This is a genomic window from Streptomyces paradoxus (genome assembly GCF_014202475.1).
GTDB classification, from domain to species: Bacteria; Actinomycetota; Actinomycetes; order Streptomycetales; family Streptomycetaceae; genus Streptomyces; species Streptomyces paradoxus.
The window spans coordinates 368,365-386,217 of sequence record NZ_JACHGV010000004.1 but is presented as its reverse complement, the minus strand read 5'-3'; the positions used below and the strand labels follow the sequence as shown (position 1 = coordinate 386,217).

The window sequence follows — 17,853 nt, the reverse complement described above, 5'->3', positions numbered from 1 at the left end:
GCAGATCGCACGCGCCCGGTGCATGCAGGCGGCGCCCGCCGGGTGACCGCTGGAGGTGCGCAGTGGTGCTACAGGGGGCGCAGACAGGGGCGCACGGCATTCGCGAATGCACTCAGCCCGACACCTCATGGACCGCCACCCCCTTGCGATTTGTGAAGATCACGAACTCCTACTGGCGTCCCTGCATGGCAGTTGAGGGGGTGTCACCCCCTAACCAGCGTTGCTCGCGCCACACTTGACGTATCGAAACAGTAAAGAGGGTTCCGTTCAGCGAATTTTTGTTGAACCATGAAGGTCCACAGATGAGGGGGATTTGTGAAGATCACCGGTTGCGCTTTGCGCACGGTCGGGCAAGGGGGCCCGGCAGGCCGGTGACGCGGTGGTGGTGTCGCTCCCACGCCGCTTCTCACGCAGTACCACGCCACGGCCGCCTGCCTCAGGAACAGACGGCCGTACTTCAGGGGTGAGGAATCCACATGCACATATGCGTGCTGGGGCAGGGCTATGTCGGCCTGCCCCTGGCCGTGAGGGCCGCCGAGGCCGGGCACACCGTGACCGGATACGAGCCCGACCGGGCCCGTTGCGAGGCGCTGGCCGCCGGGTCGTCGTACGTCGAGGACATCGGCGACGACCGGCTTCAGGCGGTGCTCGCCTCGGACACCTATTACGCGAGCTCCGATCCGCAGGACCTCAAGGGGTTCGACGTCGCGGTCATCACCGTGCCCACGCCGCTCACCGACCGAGCTCCGGACCTGAGTTGCGTACGGGACGCCGGCCGCGTGCTCGCCGAATGGATCGAGCCGGGCGCCACCGTCGTGCTCGAATCGACGACGCACCCCGGCACCACCCGTGACGTGCTCGTTCCGCTGCTGGAGGAGGGCTCCGGCCTCGTCGCCGGGCGGGACTTCCACGTCGGGTTCAGCCCCGAGCGCATCGATCCGGGCAACGCCGAGTGGCGCCTGGAGAACACGCCGAAGATCGTCGCCGGGCTGACCGAGGGCTGCCTGGAGCGCGTGAAGGCCTTCTACGACACCGTCACCGACGTCACCGTGCCCGCCTCGGGGCTCGAAGAGGCAGAGCTGGCCAAGGTGTTCGAGAACACCTACCGGCACGTCAACATCGCGCTGGTCAACGAGCTTTCGCGGATGGCGCACACGCTCGGCGTGGACGTCTGGCACACGCTGGAGCTGGCCGCGACCAAGCCCTTCGGGTTCACGAAGTTCCTGCCCGGGCCCGGGGTCGGCGGGCACTGCCTGCCCATCGACCCGGTCTACCTCAGCCACCACGTCAAGGCGCGGCACGGGCAGACCTTCCGGCTCATCGAGCTGGCCCAGGACATCAATGAGAGCCAGCCGGACTACGTGGTGCGGCGGCTGCAGGACGCCCTCAGCCGGCGGTTCCGGCGGAGCGTGCACGGGGCGCGGATTCTCGCCCTCGGCGCCACCTACAAGCCGGGCACCTCGGACGCCCGTCAGTCACCGGCCGTCGAAGTCATCGACCGGCTGCGGCAGATGGGGGCGGACGTGACCGTCGTGGATCCCTACTTGGCCGTGACGGACGGCAGTTGCCGGGAGATTCCCTTCGAGCCGACCACGGCGACGACAGCGACCGTCTCCGACTTCGACGCCGTGGTCCTGCTCACCCCGCACGGCGAGTTCGACCTCGTCCGGCTCGCCGCCGAGGCCTCCTACGTGCTCGACACCCGCGGCGTCATGGCCGCCGCACCCCACATCGAACGGCTCTAGAGAGCCCCGGAAGGAAAGCAGGGACAACATGTACGGACAGAACGGTGTGGGCGCGGCGATCGGGACCGCCACGGGCGGAGCGGCCCTGGCGGCGACCGGCGGAACCGCGCTCGGATGGATCGTGCTGGCGGCGATGCTCCTCGTGATCGGCGGTGTGGCGGCGTTCCGCCTGGCGAGCCGCGGCAAGCGGGTGACCGCTTGAGCGCGTTCCAGGACCGTGCGCCGCGGGTGAGGCTCACCGTGGTGACCGCTGTGGTGGTGGCGGCTCTGGCCGCTGCCACCGTGGTGGTGCACGTCCAGTCGAAGAGCCCGATCCTGACGTTCTACTGGTGGCTGGGCGTGGCGGTGATCGTGCTGTGCCTGGTCTCGTTCCTGAAGGGCCGGTCCTTCACCCACCTCCCGGTCGCCCCGGGCCGGACCGTGGCGATCATCCCGGCCTTCGAGGAACCCACGGAGAACCTGCACCGCACGGTGCGGTCGCTGCTGGCGCAGACCCACCCGATCGACGAGATCCACGTCATCGACGACGGCTCGCGACAGCATCCCGTCGAGCCCTTCGACCACCCGCGGGTCTTCTGGCACCGGCAGGAGAACAAGGGCAAGCGCGGGGCCCAGGTCACCGTGCTGCGGCACCTCCAGGAGCAGCACAAGCACTTCGAGTACGTGCTCACCATCGACTCCGACGGCGAGCCCTTCCCGGACGCGCTGGAGCAGCAGCTGCGCGCCATGAGCAACCCGCGGATCCAGGCCACCACCGGCATGATCTACGTCCGCAACTTCGAGGAGACCTGGGTCTCCCGGGCCGCGGACATCGACATCGGCACCTCGTGCGTGATGATGCGCTCCTCGCGCTCCATGCTCGGTGCCCTGGAGACCACCTCGGGCGCCCTGGCCCTCTACCGGGCCGAGCTGCTCTACGACCACCTGGACGCCTACGAGGTGGAGTGCGGCACGGGCGACGACCGCTGGCTGGCGCTCAGGGCGCTGATGCGCGGTGAGGTCGTCGCCGTCAACGAGGCCGGGGTCGTCACCGACATGCCGACGACGCTGAAGAAGACCTACCGGCAGCGGCTGCGGTGGGCCCGCTCGTGGTGGTGGATGCTGCCGTTCGTGTACGCGCGGCTTTCACTGAAGCAGCTCATATCGCCGACGTTCGGGCTGCTCCAGCTCGTCATCACGCCGGTGATGCTGGCCTGGATCGTCGTCATGACGCTCATGACGCTGGGCGGGCGGTACCACGACCCCGGCATCGCCCTGGTGTATCTCGCCGTGTACCTGGTGGTGCGCTTCGGCCAGTCCGGGCTCTACATCCTGATGCGCCCGGACATGACCCCCCGGCAGCGCTGGCACTCCTGGCTCGTCGGCACCCCGGCGGCCGTGTTCATGAACATCGTGCTGCTGTGCCCGACGCGGTACTGGGCCCTGTTCAAGCTGCGCGACAACGCGTGGCAGTCGCGGGGGCTGACGGCGAAGACGGCGCTGCCCGGGGGACGGCACCGCGCGCCTGCGGAGAAGCTGCTGAAGGTGTGAGTCCCCACCCCTCACGAGCCCGGCCGATGAGTTCCGGGCTCGTGAGGGGTCTCTTTATGCGGAAGGGCCGCCCAGGCCCCCGACCGCACAGGAGCCCCTCAGTGGCCAGGATCGGGACGCTGGTCGTCGGTCGGCACGTGTTCGACATGACCGACGGGTGGGAGGGCGTCCCGCCGGCCGGGGAGCAGCTGGTGGTCGTGTCGCACCGGCCCCGCCCCGCGGGGTGGCACCCCGACGCGCCGTTCCACTTCGTCGACGGCGTGGCGCGGGCCCTCGACAAGGCTAGGGAGCTGACCGGCGAGGACCGCGACATCGGCGTGGCCGCGGGCGACGTCGGCGGGCAGGCGTTCGCCCTCGGTCTGGTCGACGAGGTCGCGATGGACGTCGTGCCCGTGGTCTTCGGCTCGGGCAAGCGGTACTTCGGCTCGGTCGGCACCCGGCACCTGCTCGACGACCCGCACGTCGTGATCCGGGGCGACCGGGTGCTGCACCTGCGCTACCGGGTCCGCAAGCAGCCGTGACCGGGACGAACCAGAACGGCATGCGGGACACCACGGAGCCGCCGGGCCGGCCGGCAGCCGCGACGCACCAGGAGGAGAGCCCCGACGCCCTGGGCAGGCACAGTGGTCTGGTACCTCGCGCCCGTGCTGCTCGGCGAAGGGATCCGGCTGTTCGACAGCCCCGGGCGAGCCCGTCCGGCTGGAGCTGCTCACCGGGCCGGACCGCGGGGCCGCCGTCGACGTGCGGTACCGGCCGACGACTGCCGTCCGATCACCGCACACCCCGGGCAGCACCGGAAATCAACCGGACTCACGTACAACCCTTACGTCCCTCCACAGGTCTCTTGATCGCCGACCAGCCGTGAACGCCCGGACAACTCCCGGCGAACGCGGACAGGCCGGCCCTCCATCGACTGTGGATGTCCGCCAGACATCCCCCGCATGCAGCAGGAGACCCCGCATGCAGCAGCACGAGCGTCCCCCCGGGCGCCGGCACGCACTCGCCCACCCGTGGCGGCGCCCCCGCGTGCGGCTCGCCCTGGCGACGGCCGCGGACGGCACGCACGCCCCGCGGGCCGACTTCATCGGCGACGGCATCGTTGCGGTTCTCCACCCGCCGTCCGACGGCGCGAAGATCACCGCCACCGGTTCGCGCACCACCGTCTCCCTCAGCGCCTCGGGCGTCTCGACGACGGGCTGCCCGAACGTCGGCGCCGACTTCGCCGACTGAGCCACCCCCGCACGCCCCGGGGCCGGGCCCTCCCGGTCCGGTCCCCTCCCCATCCGGAGCCCCGCCTTGCGCAAGCGCACCTTCCTGCTGGCCGCCGCCCTCACCACCGGCCTGCTCTCCGCCACCCCGGCCACCGCCGCCCCCTCCGGCCTCGCCGGGGACTTCAACGGCGACGGATACCGCGACCTCGCGGCCGGCGCCGCCTGTGCCGACGTCGGCTCGGCCGCCTGCGCCGGCGCGGTCGTCGTGCTGTACGGCTCGGCGTCCGGTGTCTCGGCCGCCCGCAAGGCCGTCATCACCCAGAACTCCGCGGGCGTGCCCGGCACCGCCGAGGCGGGCGACCTGTTCGGCTCCGCCCTGGCCGCCGGCGACCTCGACCGGGACGGCTACTCCGACCTCGTCGTCGGCGCCTCCAACGAGAGCGTCGGCGACCGGGACGGCGTCGGCTCCGGCACCGTCCTGTGGGGCGGCCAGTCGGGCCTGTCCGGCGGCAAGGGCCTGCCGCAGCCGTCGACGCTCTCCGAGTACGGAAACTTCTCCCGGGGCATCGCGACCGGCGACTTCGACGGCGACGGCGACACGGACGTCACCCTCACCGGCCAGAGCCACACCCGTATCTACAACGGCCCCTTCACCCGCACCGGCGGCCCGCTGAACAACCTCCGCGTCGGCGAAGTCGGCACGACGTTCGAGGTGTTCGCGGGCGACCTCACCGGCGACGGGGCGGCCGAGCGCGTCTACCCGTTCAACGTGGACGGCGACACCGGCGGCCAGATCGACTACTTCCGCTGGACCGGCACGACGTACAAGATGGCCGACCTGCCGAACGCCGACGGCTACCCCGGCTCCATCGGCGACATCAACCGCGACGGCTACGGCGACCTCGTCCTCGGCGACCCCACGGACCCGTACGACCTCAAGCCCGGCGGCCACAAGGGCGGCCAGATCACCGTCTGGTACGGCGGCCCGAACGGCCCCGACCCGGCGCAGCAGCCGACCGTCGTCCACCAGGACACCGCGGGCGTGCCCGGCGCGGCCGAGGCCGAGGACAGCTTCGGCAGTGCGGTGAGCACCGGCGACATCAACGGCGACGGGTACGCCGACGTCGTGGTCTCCGCCCCGGGCGAGGACCTCGGCTCGGCGAAGGACGCCGGCTCGGTGACCGTGCTGTTCGGCTCGGCCTCGGGCCTGAACACCAGCAGCGGCGTGAAGTCGTACACCCAGGACACCGCCGGGGTGCCCGGCTCCGCCGAGTCCTCGGACCGCTTCGGCTCCGCGGTCGGCCTGACCGACGTGACCAAGGACGGCAAGGCGGACCTGGTCGTCGGCGTGTACGGCGAGAACTCCACGGGCGGCCTGTGGACCCTGCGCGGCTCCGCCTCCGGCCTGACCACGAGCGGCGCCCAGGGCATCACGACCACCGCCGTCTCCCTCAAGGGCAGCGTCAACCTCGGCTCGAGCGTGGCCCAGTGACGTCCCGCCGACTCCCCTGTGAGGCACGTGCACCCATGCGCACCCGTATCACCACCGCCGTCCTCGCCGCGGCCCTGACTCCGCTCGCCCTCACCCTCTCCGCCCCCGTCGCACACGCCGTGCCGGCCGCCGCCCCCTACGACTTCAACGGCGACGGCCGCACCGACCTCGCGATCGGCGCGCCGGGCGCCACCGTCGCCGGGCAGGCGAAGGCCGGTGCCGTGTCGGTGGTCTACGGCAGCACCAGCGGGCCGAAGACCTCCACGCGCACCCTGCTGACCCAGAACACCGCCGGGATGCCCGGTGCCGCCGAGGCCGACGACGCGTTCGGCTCCGCCCTGGCCTCCGCCGACCTGAACACCGACGGCTACGCCGACCTGCTGATCGGCACACCCGGCGAGGACGGCAGCGACACCAACGACGGCACGGTCGCCATCGTCTGGGGATCGGCGTCCGGCCTGTCCGGCGCCCGTTCGCTGGCCGGCTTCTTCAGCACCGACTACGACCGCTACGGCCAGGCACTGGCCGCGGGCGACTTCGACGGCGACGGGGACACCGACGTCGCGGTCGGCTCCACCGGCCCGATCACCCTCTCCCTCGTGGACGGCCCGTTCAGCAAGACCAGCACCTCGAACGCCGGTTCGGGCTCGGGCAACGACTGGTGGTCGTCCTCGAACGGCATCACCCACCTCTCCTCCGGCGACGTCACCGGCGACGGCCACCCCCGCGTGGTCCTGCACGGCCGCGCCGCGCACAACGGCGCCGCCACCACCGCCCTCGCCGACATGAAGATCAGCAACTACGTCGACTGGCTGCAGAAACTGCCCGCCGGGTTCGTCTCCGCCGTCGGCGACATCGACGGCGACGGCCACGACGACATCGCCGTGGGGAACGACCGGGAGGCCTCCGCCGACCCCGAGGGCGCCCTCGGCGGCAAGGTCACCGTCGTCTACGGCGGACCCGACGGCCGCGACAGCGGCCGCGCCCCGCTCGTCCTCACCCAGGACACCGCCGGTGTCCCCGGCGCCGCCGAGAAGGGCGACCGCTTCGGCAGCGACGTCTGTCTCGGCGACGTCAACGGCGACGGATACGCCGACCTGGCGATCGGTACCGCGGGCGAGAACGGCTCCGCCGGTGCCGTCACCGTGCTGTACGGCTCGGCGTCCGGCCTGACCACCAATGGCGCCACGGCGTACACCCAGAACACCGCGGGGGTGCCCGGCGCCTCGGAGCAGGGCGACCGCTTCGGCGAACGCGTCACGCTCACCGACCACACCGGCGACCGCCGCGCCGACCTGACCGTCTCCGCGCCGGGCGAGAACGCCGGCGACGGCGCGGTCTGGTCCCTGCGCGCCACGGCGACGGGCCCGACGGCCACCGGCTCGACGAGCTTCGGCCCGGGCACGACGGGCATCTCGACAGCCGGCGCCCCGAGCTACGGCACCGCGCTCAACTCCTGATCACCACCACTTCCGACCCGACGGGGATCCCGATGCGCAAGCGCACCATCCTCCTGGCCACGGCACTCACCACCGGCCTGCTCACGGCCCTGCCCGCGACGGCGGCCACCGCCGCACCCGCCGCCGGCCCCACGGCCGACTTCAACGGCGACGGCTACGGCGACGTGGCCTTCGCCGCCCCCTACGCCAAGGTCGACGGCAAGGGCATGGCCGGCTACGTCGCCGTGGTCCACGGCGGCGCCGCCGGCCTCGACCCGGCCAAGCGCACCGTCGTCAGCCAGAACACCGCCGGCGTGCCCGGTGACGCCGGCACCGAGGACACCTTCGGCGGCGCGCTCGCCCAGGCCGACCTCAACGGCGACGGCTACACCGACCTCGCGGTCGGCGCTCCCGGCGACCGCGACGGCACCGACGGCGACGGCGGCACCGTCACCGTCCTGTGGGGCTCGGCGAACGGCCTGCAGAACGGCACGACGGTCAAGGACCCGGCCGTCTCCGCCCACAACAACTGGGGCAACCTGCTGACCGCGGGCGACTTCGACGGTGACGGCGCGCAGGACCTGGCCGTCGGCACCGACACCGACGACGTCCACATCGTCCGCGGCCCGTTCACCACCACCGGCACCACGGGCGCCACGCGGAAGATCTCCACCCCCGAGCCGGCGTGGATCGTCGACGCCATGAACGCGGGCGACACCAACGCCGACGGCAGGTCGGACCTGGTCCTCACCTACCGGGTCGCCATGACCGAGGGCGAGGCGACCAGCTGGTCCAAGGGCGTCGCCTACCTCGGCTCCCCCACCGGCCCGGACACCTCGGCCCCCCGCGCCCTGAACGGCGGCACCTCCCTGGCCCTCGGCGACATCGACGGTGACGGCCACGACGAGATCGCCCTCGGCAACGTCTTCGGGAAGGGCAGCGACCACACCGGGAGCCTCGGCGGCAAGGTCGTCGTCGTCCGCGGCTCCGAGGGCGGCCCCGTCAACGGCGACGCGCCCATGGCCGAGCTCACCCAGGACTCCCCGGGCGTCCCCGGTGCCGACGAGGAGCGCGACAACTTCGGCGGCTCCGTCTCCATCGACGACACCAACGGCGACGGCTACGGCGACCTCGCCATCGGCGTCGGCTTCGAGGACATCGGCACCACCGAGGACGCCGGCGCCGCGATCCTCATGAACGGCTCGGCCTCGGGTGTCTCGCGCACCGGCGCCCGCACCGTCACCCAGAACACCGCCGGCGTCCCCGGCACCGCCGAGGCCACGGACTACTTCGGCTCCGAGACCCTGCTGGCCGACGTCACCAAGGACGGCCACGCCGAGTTCACGATCACCGCGAGCTTCGAGGACGAGGGCATCGGCGCCGTCACGGCCCTGCGCGGCTCCGCCACCGGCCCCGTCACCGACGGTGCCAGCACCTTCGGCCCGGGCAGCCTCGGCCAGATCCGCTCGTACGGCGCGTTCGGCGCCAACCTCATCGGCTGACCGGCCAGGGAGACAGCATGCGCAGATCCACCACGACCGCCCTGGTCGCCGCCCTGCTGGCGACCGGCATCACCCCCGTGTTCCTCGCAGGCCCCGCCTCCGCGGCGCCGGCCAAGCACTACGACGACTTCAACGGCGACGGCCGCCGCGACCTCGCCTACGGCGGCTACAACGACGTCGACCGCGAGGGCGGCACGATCACCGTCGTGTACGGCACCGCCACCGGCCTCGACACCGCCCACCCGAAGTTCCTCCACCAGGACAGCGCCGGCGTCCCCGGCGCCGGCGAGGAGGACGACCAGTTCGGCGCGTCCCTGGCGAGCGCCGACCTCAACAAGGACGGCTACGCGGACCTCGTCGTCGGCAACCCCACCGAGCACGTGGGCAGCGACGACTACCGGGGCACGGTCACCGTCCTGTGGGGCTCGAAGACCGGCCTGTCCGGCGGCACCGGCATCACCCCGATCGGCGGCGCGACCGGCCACTTCGGCCGCGACCTGGCCACCGGCGACTTCACCGGCGACGGCTCCCCCGACCTGGCCCTGATCGGCGGCGAGGAGGCCTGGCTGTACCGCGGCCCCTTCACCAAGTCCGGCACCACCGGCAAGGTCAGCAAGATCGACAAGGGGTCCGGCGGCTGGTACTCCTCCGCCCTCGGAGCCGGGAAGGTCGACGGGGACGGCAGGACCGACCTGGTGGTCATCGGCACGGAGATCACCGGCAGCGACATCCGCGAGCGCGCCTGGTACCTGAAGGGCACCTCCTCCGGCCTCGCCTCGGGCACGTCCAGGACCCTCAGCGACCGGCAGCAGGGCCTCTACCCGAGCCCCGTCGTCGGCGACTTCGACAAGAACGGCTACGGCGACATCGTCCTCGGCGTGCCCGACAAGGACAACGGCAAGGGCGCGGTCACCGTCTGGCGCGGCACGTCGTCGGGCCCGGGCACGTCCCTCACCCTCACCCAGGCCACCTCCGGCGTCTCCGGCAGCCCCGAGGCGGACGACAACTTCGGCTACGCGATCTCGGCCGCCGACACCAACGGCGACGGCTACGCGGACCTCGCGGTCGGCGTGCCGCACGAGGACGTCGACGGCGAGGAGGACCAGGGCGGCGTCCACGTGTTCCGCGGCGGCTCCGGCGGCCTCAGCGGCGCGCGCTCCTCGTGGATCGCCCAGACGGTGCTCGGCCCGGCCGACTCCCACACCGGCTTCGGCTACACCCTGCGCCTGCGCGACCTGACCGCCGACGGCAAGGCGGACCTGGCCGTCGGCGCGGCGAGCGGCGCGCTGCTCATGCCCGGCACGAGCACGGTCCCGACGAAGACCGGCGCGATCGTCCTGCCGGAGCTCGGCGGCGGACTCCCCGACTGAGGCCGGGGCGCGACCCGTATGGTCGTACGGACCCGGCGGCCCGTACGGCCGAACCGGCCCCGGGCGCGGCCCGTAGGGCCGAACCCTGACGCCTCACCGACACCCCAAGTCCCTCTCCCTTAAGGGATGTCACAGCTCGGCCGCAAAGCCGGGCCCGGAAGCCCGGGCCCGGCACGCCACCGCCGGGGACCAGGTACGTTCGAAGACGTGGCTGGATTCAGGATCGGACGCGGCCGGAACAACGGCGCTCCTCAGACGCGACCGCAAAACCCTCCGTACGGGCAGCAGACGCCGCAGGGGCCGTCGTACGGCTCCCCGCCGGCGCCGCAGCCGTACCCGCGGCAGCAGCCGCCGTACGGCGACGGCGGCGGCCCCGCATGGCCGCAGCCGAACGCCGCGCACGGCGGCGGTTACGGCGGCCAGGGCGAGCCGGAGTACTTCGGCGACGGCGCGTACCCGCCCGGCCCGCAGGGACCGCCCGACCCGTACGCGGCGAACAACCCGGGCCACACCCAGGCCTTCTCGGTCGGCGAGGACCCCTACACCCAGGGCGACACCTACCGCGCCGGCTCGGCGGCCCCGGCACCCGGCCCGGTCGGCCCGCGGCTGCACTGGAAGGACCTGCTCCGGGGGATCGTCCTCGCCCCCAACCAGACCTTCCTCCAGATGCGGGACTACGCGATGTGGGGCCCGGCCCTCATCGTCACGTTCCTCTACGGCCTGCTCGCCGTCTTCGGCTTCGACGGCGCCCGCAAGGATGCGATAAACGCCACACTGTCGAACGCGGTCCCGATCGTTCTGACGACGGCCGTCGCGATGGTGCTCAGCGCCTTCGTCCTGGGCGTGGTCACCCACACCCTGGCCCGCCAGCTCGGCGGCGACGGCGCCTGGCAGCCCACGGTCGGCCTGTCGATGCTGATCATGTCCCTCACGGACGCGCCGCGCCTGGTCTTCGCGATGTTCGCCGGCGGCGACGCGATGTTCGTCCAGCTGCTCGGCTGGGCCACCTGGATCGCCGGCGGCGCCCTGCTGACCCTCATGGTCAGCCGCTCCCACGACCTGCCCTGGCCGAAGGCCCTGGGCGCGTCGGCCATCCAGCTGTTCGCGCTGCTGTCGATCGTGAAGCTGGGCACGGTCTGAGGCTCAGCGGGTACGACAGAGGGGCTCCCCAAGGGGAGCCCCTCTTTCTGTCTCTGATCCTGCTGGTCAGGCGTCGAGAACCTGCCCCGCCCGACGCACCACCGGCGGTTCGACACTCCACGGGAAGTTGATCCACTCGTCGGTGCGCTTCCACACGTACTCGCACTTCACCAGCGACTGCGACTTCTCGTAGACGACGGCGCTGCGCACCTCGGCGACGGTGTCGAGGCAGAAGTCGCGCACCAGCTTGAGCGTCTTGCCGGTGTCGGCGACGTCGTCGGTGATCAGCACCTTCTTCCGCGAGAAGTCGATCACGTTGGGGACGGGGGCGAGCATGACGGGCATCTCGAGGGTCGTCCCCACGCCGGTGTAGAACTCCACGTTCACCAGGTGGATGTTCTTGCAGTCGAGCGCGTAGGCGAGGCCGCCGGCCACGAAGACGCCGCCGCGGGCGATGCTGAGGACTATGTCGGGCTCGTAGCCGTCGTCGGCGATGGCCTGCGCGAGCTCGCGCACGGCGACGCCGAACTTCTCGTAGGTCAGGTTCTCGCGCACGTCACTCATGCCTGCGTCGCTCACGTTCGGGTCGCTCACACCTGGGTCCGGTGGAAGTTGAGGAAGGACCGGGAGGCGGTCGGCCCGCGCTGCCCCTGGTACCGGGACCCGTACCGCTCGCTGCCGTACGGGAAGTCGGCGGGCGAGCTCAGCTTGAACATGCACAGCTGCCCGATCTTCATGCCCGGCCAGAGCTTGATGGGCAGAGTGGCGAGGTTGGACAGCTCCAGGGTGACGTGCCCGCTGAAGCCGGGGTCGATGAACCCGGCGGTGGAGTGCGTCACGAGCCCGAGCCGGCCGAGCGAGCTCTTGCCCTCCAGGCGGGAGGCGAGGTCGTCGGGCAGGGTGATGACCTCGTAGGTGCTGGCGAGGACGAACTCCCCGGGGTGCAGGATGAACGGCTCGTCCCCCTCCGGCTCCACGAGCCGGGTCAGGTCGGACTGCTCGATGGCGGGGTCGATGTGGGGGTACCGGTGATTCTCGAACACCCGGAAGTAGCGGTCGAGGCGCACGTCGATGCTCGAGGGCTGCACCATCGAGTCGTCATAGGGATCGATCCGTACCCGCCCGGCATCGATCTCGGCCCGGATGTCCTTGTCTGAGAGAAGCACGCCCCGAGGATACGCAAGGCGCGCGGAGCGACCACAACCGGACGTCTCCGCGCGCCTTGTGCCTGTTGCCTTACGTTTGTCCGTTCCGCTACCGCTTCTGGTAGCTGACGGGCACCACACTCCGGAGCCGCGCACATCGCGGGCACCGAAGCAGCCGCCCGGGGCCGAGCCGCTCGGCCTGCTGCATCGGGAACGAAGCGGTGGTGAACACGTGCCCATCGGCACAACGGACGACGGTGCGCTCCATCAAGTCCAAGAGTCCCTTCCCCAAGAGCCGCGTCTGGCTGCTGCTTGCCTGACGACAAAAGCCACAGTACGGGATCAAAGGGACGGCCCTCCAGGCGGCACTCCGGTCCCGCCCGGGCCCTCTCACGCCCCACCACCGTACGCCCCAACTCCCTTCCCCCGCAGCCGCATCCCATCCCTGAAACGGCCTCAGGCCCCGCGGCATCAACACCGGGGGCCTGACATGAGGTAAAGTGGCGATCGCTCGGACACCGACTCGGTCGGCGTCTTACGCGGGTGTAGTTTAATGGTAGAACATCAGCTTCCCAAGCTGAGAGCGCGAGTTCGATTCTCGTCACCCGCTCCATGCGAAACCCCCAGGTCAGAGACCTGGGGGTTCTTTGTTGTCTAGACCGGTGAGCCGGTCGCGCACCACAACCGCACCATTAGCCCTCGGCAGCCTCCTCACTGTGGTGCGCGGGGTCGTCCTTGTGGCACTTCGCACGCTCGGCTCGCACCAGGTCGTCGAGCCCGGCAGCCACCTCCCGCTGCCGCTCCTCGTCGGAGTGCTGGTAGATCAGCGCGGCCTTCTCGGAGGACTGCCCGGTACGGACCATCGTGTCCTCGAGGGTGGCGCCGGAGCGGGTCGAAAGGGTGTGCCCGGTGTGACGGAGGTCGTAGAAGCGGAAGCCGTCCGGGAGACCGACGATGGCGCGAGCCCGGCGCCACTTCCGACCGAAGGAGGTACGACGGAAAGGCGCGCCCTTCTCCCCTACGAAGACCAGACCATCCGGCCCCTTCTCGGCGTACCAAGCGAGGTGCCGCTTCACCTCCTTGTACAGGAAGGCCGGGAGGACCACCGTGCGAACGCCCGCATCGGACTTGGTCTCGCCGGGAGCGCGTCTGCCGTTCGTCCGCTCGGGCTCGACCACGCGGACACGGATGACGAGGTTGTCCAGGTCCACGTCTCGGCGGCGAAGGCCGACCAGCTCCTCCGGGCGCGTGTGCGGGAGGAACTGCCGCAGCGTGACAGGTGCCTTGGACTTTTGGGCACCACCTCTGCCCTTGTCGGCGGGCCTCTTGGCCTTCCATGCCAGACCCACCACGACGGATAGGACCGCGTCAGGGAGAGCCCTTGTACTAGCCGAAGCGGAGCAACTTCACCTTGAACTTGCCGTGATTGTGCAGCTCGGTCATGGCGGCTTCAGTGCAGGACAGGCCGTCGACTCCTTGTCCGCGAGGAACTCGATGTCGTCGACGAGCAGGATGTCCATCTCGCGGTAGCGCTTGCGGAAGCTGTCGCCCTTGCCGTCGCGGATGTCGTTGACGAACTCGTTGGTGAGCTCCTCCGAGCTGACTCTGGGCCGACGATGTCCGCCATGCTTGAGCCGAGGCTCTCGTCGTCGGAGGTGTCGATGATCTCCCAGAGGGAGTGCGCCAAGGTCGTCGTCCTTCTGTTGAGCGGCTTCGAACGGATACGGGCGCGTAGGCAAGATCCAGATGTCTCGACCAGGCGCAGTCAAAAGGATGTTTCACGTGAAACAATCCGATTTGCCTCAAGTCGGGTCGATAGTCTACAACTTGAGATGCTTGTAGCTCAGCGGATAGAGCAGCTCTTTGCCGAAGGGCAGGTCACGGGTTCGAATCCCGTCAGGCCCACCAGGGGGTGGGAGTGCGCACTGCGTACTCCCCACCTCCACCAAGTTCCGCCCACTACAGCAACCGATCATGGCCGTCGGGGTCCCTCACCGCCCGTCCGGCAGCCTGGATGACCATCAATGTCCGATCTCTATAGAGCTACGGATCAGAAGGTTGCAGGTTCGAATCCTGCCGAGTGCACACAGGTCAAAGGCCCCGCCGGTTCACCCGGCGGGGCCTTTGACATCAGCGGGTGACATCAACGCGGTCGGCGCCGGTGTCTCAGTCGCCCAGCAGCAGCTTGGCTGTCTCGTCTCGGCACCGACCATCGGAGGCCGACTGCTCGACTGGGCCGGTGATCGTGGCTGTCGGGCGGGTGCTGAGTGGCTCCGCCTGGACGCCTGGACGACCAACGCTGGCTTGCAGGCGTACTACCTGCGCCACGGGTTCCGGCACGTACGGACGGTTCAGCAGGGTGTTGCTGTGAATGGAGGTCCGAGGTTGGGGGTGGCTCGCACAGCGGGCAACACGACTCGCAGCCCATGGATTCACAGACGAAACCTCAGATCCCGAGCGCGTGGGCTGACTGCTCAACGAACTGTCAATCGCTACCTCCGCCGGGCACGACGTGGGCGCGCGCAGCCTCTACGGCTGGGCCGCCGCCTCGTGTTCGCCGGCGGCGGCCCGGCCCGGCGGTCCGCCAGCGACACCAGGCAGGAAGGTGGGAGGCGCTGTGGGTCAGCCGCGTAGGGTTGTGCCGAAGGCCGGGGTACCGGCGGTGGAGATGCCGAACGTCGTGGGGCCGTAGCTTCGTGCCGTCGACGTGGTCGCCGATTTCAGCCACCACAGGGCGCCGTCGCCGGCGTTCTCGGCAGGGGCGGCCGCCGTCAGGTCCGCCTTGCCGTCCTTCGTCGTGTCGGAGAGGACGACGCGGGCTCCGAAGCGGTCGCCCGTCTCGGCCGTGCCGGGGACGCCGGCGGTGGACTGGGAGAGGCTGACCGCGCCGGTCGACAACCAGCCGACGCTCATGCCGCGAAGCAGGGTCACCGTGCCGGTGTCCTCGGCCGCGCCGATGGTCTCGTACGGCGTGCCGACAGCCAGGTCGCCGTAGCCGTCGCCGGTGAAGTCGCCGATGGCGACGCCGCTGCCGAAGCCGTCGCCGGATTCCGCGGCGCCGGGGACACCGGAGGAGTCCTGGGTGATCGTTGCGAGGGAGCGGGCGTTCACCCATTGGGACTCGGGGGCGCCCAACACGAGCGTCACCTTGCCGCCGAGCGCCCCGGAGGGGTCGGCGGAGGGCTCGCGGTGGTTGCCGATCAGGAGGTCGGCGCGGCCGTCCTTGGTGACGTCGCCGACGGCCGAGACATAGCCGCCCGGCACGTACTCCATCCAGCCGAGGAAGTCGAGAACGCGGGTGTCGGCGACCGCCGTGAGCGCGTCGTCGGTGCCCTTCTTGCGACCGTGGACGACGAGGCTGTCGAAGCCCTCGCCGTTGATGTCGCCCGCCGACAGGTACTCCACGCCGTACGCCGGGTCGAAGGGCTTGGGCGCGTTCGCCATCGACGCGGCCCGCAGACCTCCGTCGGCGCCGCCCGCCTTGGTGTACGGACCTTGCAGGATGACGAGGTCGACGGCGCCCTTGCCGCCCATCGCCACGTCGATCTTGTCGTTGTCGTCGAAGTCGCCGATGGCGAGGGCCTGCCCGAGACGGTCGGTGTCGGCACCGCCGCCGGAGAGGGTGAGGGAACCCGACAGGCCCGACGAGCCGCCCCAGACGACCTGGATCATGCCGTCGTCGGTGTCACCGTTCCGGTCCTCGCCCGGTGTGCCGACGACCAGGTCCGCGTAACCGTCCTTGTTCAGATCGGCCGAGGCCACCGCCATACCGAAGCCGTCACCGGACTCGGCACTGTCCGGCACACCGGTCGTGTCCTGGGTGAGGAGCTTGTACTTGGCCGCGCTCGGGCCCGTCGAGCCGCCGTAGACGACCGTGACCGCGCCGGCCTTGGTCTTACCGCCGACCGTCGCTCCGGGGGCGCCGATCGCGAGGTCGCGGTAGCCGTCGCCGTTGAAGTCGTACGGGGCGGCCGGACCAGCCGCGAAGGCGGGGGGAGCGGTCAACGCGAGCGTGCTCGTGAGCAGGCCGGCGGCCAGGAGGAAGGGACGAGTGCGCAAGGAAACTCCAGAAGGGAGCCAGGAGCCGGGGGTCGCGCCGCCTGGGCGCGGCCCAACTGCCGTGTGAGGTAGGACGTGAGGAACTGCGAGTAGAGGACCGGCGAAGGTACGTGAAGGTTGTACTGGAGTTCGGTGCACTTCTGGGGCAAGGATCAGGGGCCTTCGTCAGCCGCCCATTGCCGTGAACCCTGTGCTCACACATAGCGCGGTCGCCCGCGTTCCAGCCGATACGCAACCACCGACCGGTTCACGGGGATGGTCTCTACCTGGGGGCCGATGCGTGGAATGCTTCGGGTGCTCGTGCCACCCCCTCCGGATCAACGAAAGAGGTCCTGATGTCCCGTCGGTCCGAGCCGTCGCCGCGGTTGGCGCCTCTGCCGTCGATCACGCTGCGAGGGTATGGCGAGACCATCTGGTTGGAGTCCCGGGCTCTGGTGCTCGAGCAGAAGGGGCTGCGACGGCGGATACCCATCGAGGCCGTGGAGGAAGCGCGGGTTGTGGGCCGGGGACGGCGCTCGGTCGAGATCGCGCTGTGGGGCGTGGACGGTTCTGCCGGCCCTGTGCTCACCCTGGACGGGCGCGACGCCGCCCAAGCGGTCCGGCTCGTCGAGGTGGCCAACGCGGCACGGGCTGACAGCGGTCCGCCGCAGGGTGGGGCGGCCTTGGTGGAGGAGCGGCCGGCGAGTACCTCCGTCCGGAAGAAGGGCTTGGGGCTGACCCGCCGGGAACGCGCCGTGGGGATCGCTCTCCTTGTCGTCTACATCGGCGGGCTCGCCGTGCTGGCGTGGGCCGGCGAACCGCAGCGGGCGGCGTTGTGGCTGCTCGGGGTGACGCCCGCACTCTTCGGTCTGTTGATCGTGGTGCCCTCGCTCCGGTGGGCGTGGAAGCGGTGGACCGTGCGCAGGCGGGGTGTCACGGTCGTCGCGGTGCTCGCCCGGAGACAGCGCAAGCGGACGTTCTTCCGGTACACGGACCTGGAGGGCGGGACGCACGAGATCGAGTCCGACTACGCGGTCAGGGGCATCGGCGGCGATCCGACACGCATCGAAGTCGTCTACGACCGTCAGCGGCCCGACAGGGCCATCTGCTCGCTGGCGGCCTCGACCCTGCTGTGGCGTACGGTCGGCGTGACGCTGGCCGGCGGGCTGCTGCTGTCGCTCGCGTTCATCATGATGCCCCTGCAACTGATCCTCCTGCTGCTCTCCGAATGATCCGAATGA

At 70.8% G+C, this 17,853-nt stretch carries 13 protein-coding genes, 2 tRNA genes and 4 pseudogenes; 14 read left to right on the top strand and 5 right to left on the bottom strand.

The window, feature by feature from the left end; translation table 11 throughout:
• Nucleotides 1–476: 476 nt before the first annotated feature.
• From HNR57_RS16280 to HNR57_RS16235, 10 genes and pseudogenes are all read left to right on the top strand, one after another.
• Nucleotides 477–1,745, top strand: a complete 1,269-nt coding sequence (locus HNR57_RS16280) for a nucleotide sugar dehydrogenase (RefSeq protein WP_184560711.1) — start codon at nt 477–479, stop codon at nt 1,743–1,745.
• Nucleotides 1,746–1,773: 28 nt separating this feature from the next.
• Nucleotides 1,774–1,947 carry a ComC/BlpC family peptide pheromone/bacteriocin gene (locus HNR57_RS16275; RefSeq protein ID WP_107456288.1) on the top strand — a complete coding sequence of 58 codons (174 nt, stop codon included), beginning with the start codon at nt 1,774–1,776 and terminating at the stop codon, nt 1,945–1,947.
• Nucleotides 1,948–1,988: 41 nt separating this feature from the next.
• Complete coding sequence (locus tag HNR57_RS16270) at nt 1,989–3,275, top strand: glycosyltransferase family 2 protein (protein WP_313673847.1); 1,287 nt, start codon at nt 1,989–1,991, stop codon at nt 3,273–3,275.
• Between the two features lie 119 nt (nt 3,276–3,394).
• Nucleotides 3,395–3,796, top strand: a pseudogene (locus HNR57_RS16265) (dihydrofolate reductase family protein); the annotation flags it as partial.
• Nucleotides 3,797–4,235: 439 nt separating this feature from the next.
• Complete coding sequence (locus HNR57_RS16260; RefSeq protein ID WP_184560709.1) at nt 4,236–4,505, top strand: hypothetical protein; 270 nt, start codon at nt 4,236–4,238, stop codon at nt 4,503–4,505.
• Between the two features lie 66 nt (nt 4,506–4,571).
• Nucleotides 4,572–5,978, top strand: a complete 1,407-nt coding sequence (locus tag HNR57_RS16255) for an FG-GAP repeat protein (RefSeq protein ID WP_184560708.1) — start codon at nt 4,572–4,574, stop codon at nt 5,976–5,978.
• 35 nt (nt 5,979–6,013) lie between these two features.
• The gene (locus HNR57_RS16250) at nt 6,014–7,438 is read left to right on the top strand and encodes an FG-GAP-like repeat-containing protein (protein ID WP_184560707.1); all 1,425 of its coding nucleotides are present in this window, start codon (nt 6,014–6,016) and stop codon (nt 7,436–7,438) included.
• A 32-nt stretch (nt 7,439–7,470) separates the two neighbouring features.
• The gene (locus tag HNR57_RS16245) at nt 7,471–8,919 is read left to right on the top strand and encodes an FG-GAP repeat protein (protein WP_184560706.1); all 1,449 of its coding nucleotides are present in this window, start codon (nt 7,471–7,473) and stop codon (nt 8,917–8,919) included.
• Between the two features lie 17 nt (nt 8,920–8,936).
• On the top strand, nt 8,937–10,289 hold the full coding sequence (locus HNR57_RS16240; RefSeq protein ID WP_184560705.1) for an FG-GAP-like repeat-containing protein: 1,353 nt from the start codon (nt 8,937–8,939) through the stop codon (nt 10,287–10,289).
• A 126-nt stretch (nt 10,290–10,415) separates the two neighbouring features.
• Nucleotides 10,416–11,429, top strand: a complete 1,014-nt coding sequence (locus tag HNR57_RS16235) for a Yip1 family protein (RefSeq protein ID WP_184560704.1) — start codon at nt 10,416–10,418, stop codon at nt 11,427–11,429.
• A 66-nt stretch (nt 11,430–11,495) separates the two neighbouring features.
• Here the strand turns inward: HNR57_RS16235 and HNR57_RS16230 are convergent, their stop codons facing one another.
• Nucleotides 11,496–11,993 (bottom strand): phosphoribosyltransferase, encoded by a 498-nt coding sequence (locus HNR57_RS16230; RefSeq protein ID WP_184560703.1) that lies wholly within the window; start codon nt 11,991–11,993, stop codon nt 11,496–11,498.
• A 26-nt stretch (nt 11,994–12,019) separates the two neighbouring features.
• Nucleotides 12,020–12,595 (bottom strand): dCTP deaminase, encoded by a 576-nt coding sequence (dcd, locus tag HNR57_RS16225; RefSeq protein WP_184560702.1) that lies wholly within the window; start codon nt 12,593–12,595, stop codon nt 12,020–12,022.
• 518 nt (nt 12,596–13,113) lie between these two features.
• On the opposite strand from dcd, the gene HNR57_RS16220 reads away from it, so the two are divergent.
• A tRNA-Gly gene (locus HNR57_RS16220) sits at nt 13,114–13,187 on the top strand.
• A gap of 79 nt (nt 13,188–13,266) precedes the next feature.
• Here HNR57_RS16220 and HNR57_RS16215 read toward each other — a convergent pair.
• Nucleotides 13,267–13,821: pseudogene (locus HNR57_RS16215) on the bottom strand (tyrosine-type recombinase/integrase); the annotation flags it as partial.
• Nucleotides 13,822–14,040: 219 nt separating this feature from the next.
• Nucleotides 14,041–14,190 (bottom strand): annotated as a pseudogene (locus HNR57_RS16210) (DnaA ATPase domain-containing protein); the annotation flags it as partial.
• 215 nt (nt 14,191–14,405) lie between these two features.
• On the opposite strand from HNR57_RS16210, the gene HNR57_RS16205 reads away from it, so the two are divergent.
• A tRNA-Gly gene (locus tag HNR57_RS16205) sits at nt 14,406–14,482 on the top strand.
• Nucleotides 14,483–14,785: 303 nt separating this feature from the next.
• Nucleotides 14,786–15,044: pseudogene (locus HNR57_RS39555) on the top strand (N-acetyltransferase); the annotation flags it as partial.
• Nucleotides 15,045–15,196: 152 nt separating this feature from the next.
• Here the strand turns inward: HNR57_RS39555 and HNR57_RS16200 are convergent.
• Nucleotides 15,197–16,633, bottom strand: a complete 1,437-nt coding sequence (locus HNR57_RS16200) for an FG-GAP-like repeat-containing protein (RefSeq protein ID WP_184560701.1) — start codon at nt 16,631–16,633, stop codon at nt 15,197–15,199.
• Between the two features lie 434 nt (nt 16,634–17,067).
• Between HNR57_RS16200 and HNR57_RS16195 the strand changes: the two genes are divergently transcribed.
• Nucleotides 17,068–17,844, top strand: coding sequence for a hypothetical protein (locus HNR57_RS16195; protein ID WP_313673841.1), 777 nt, complete (start codon nt 17,068–17,070; stop codon nt 17,842–17,844).
• Nucleotides 17,845–17,853: the final 9 nt, after the last annotated feature.

Coding starts and splice junctions, on each gene's coding strand:
- HNR57_RS16280 (WP_184560711.1), top strand. CDS start 477: ATGCACATATGCGTGCTGGGGCAGGGCTATGTCGGCCTGCCCCTGGCC.
- HNR57_RS16275 (WP_107456288.1), top strand. CDS start 1,774: ATGTACGGACAGAACGGTGTGGGCGCGGCGATCGGGACCGCCACGGGC.
- HNR57_RS16260 (WP_184560709.1), top strand. CDS start 4,236: ATGCAGCAGCACGAGCGTCCCCCCGGGCGCCGGCACGCACTCGCCCAC.
- HNR57_RS16250 (WP_184560707.1), top strand. CDS start 6,014: ATGCGCACCCGTATCACCACCGCCGTCCTCGCCGCGGCCCTGACTCCG.
- HNR57_RS16245 (WP_184560706.1), top strand. CDS start 7,471: ATGCGCAAGCGCACCATCCTCCTGGCCACGGCACTCACCACCGGCCTG.
- HNR57_RS16240 (WP_184560705.1), top strand. CDS start 8,937: ATGCGCAGATCCACCACGACCGCCCTGGTCGCCGCCCTGCTGGCGACC.
- HNR57_RS16235 (WP_184560704.1), top strand. CDS start 10,416: ATGTCACAGCTCGGCCGCAAAGCCGGGCCCGGAAGCCCGGGCCCGGCA.
- HNR57_RS16230 (WP_184560703.1), bottom strand. CDS start 11,993: ATGAGTGACGTGCGCGAGAACCTGACCTACGAGAAGTTCGGCGTCGCC.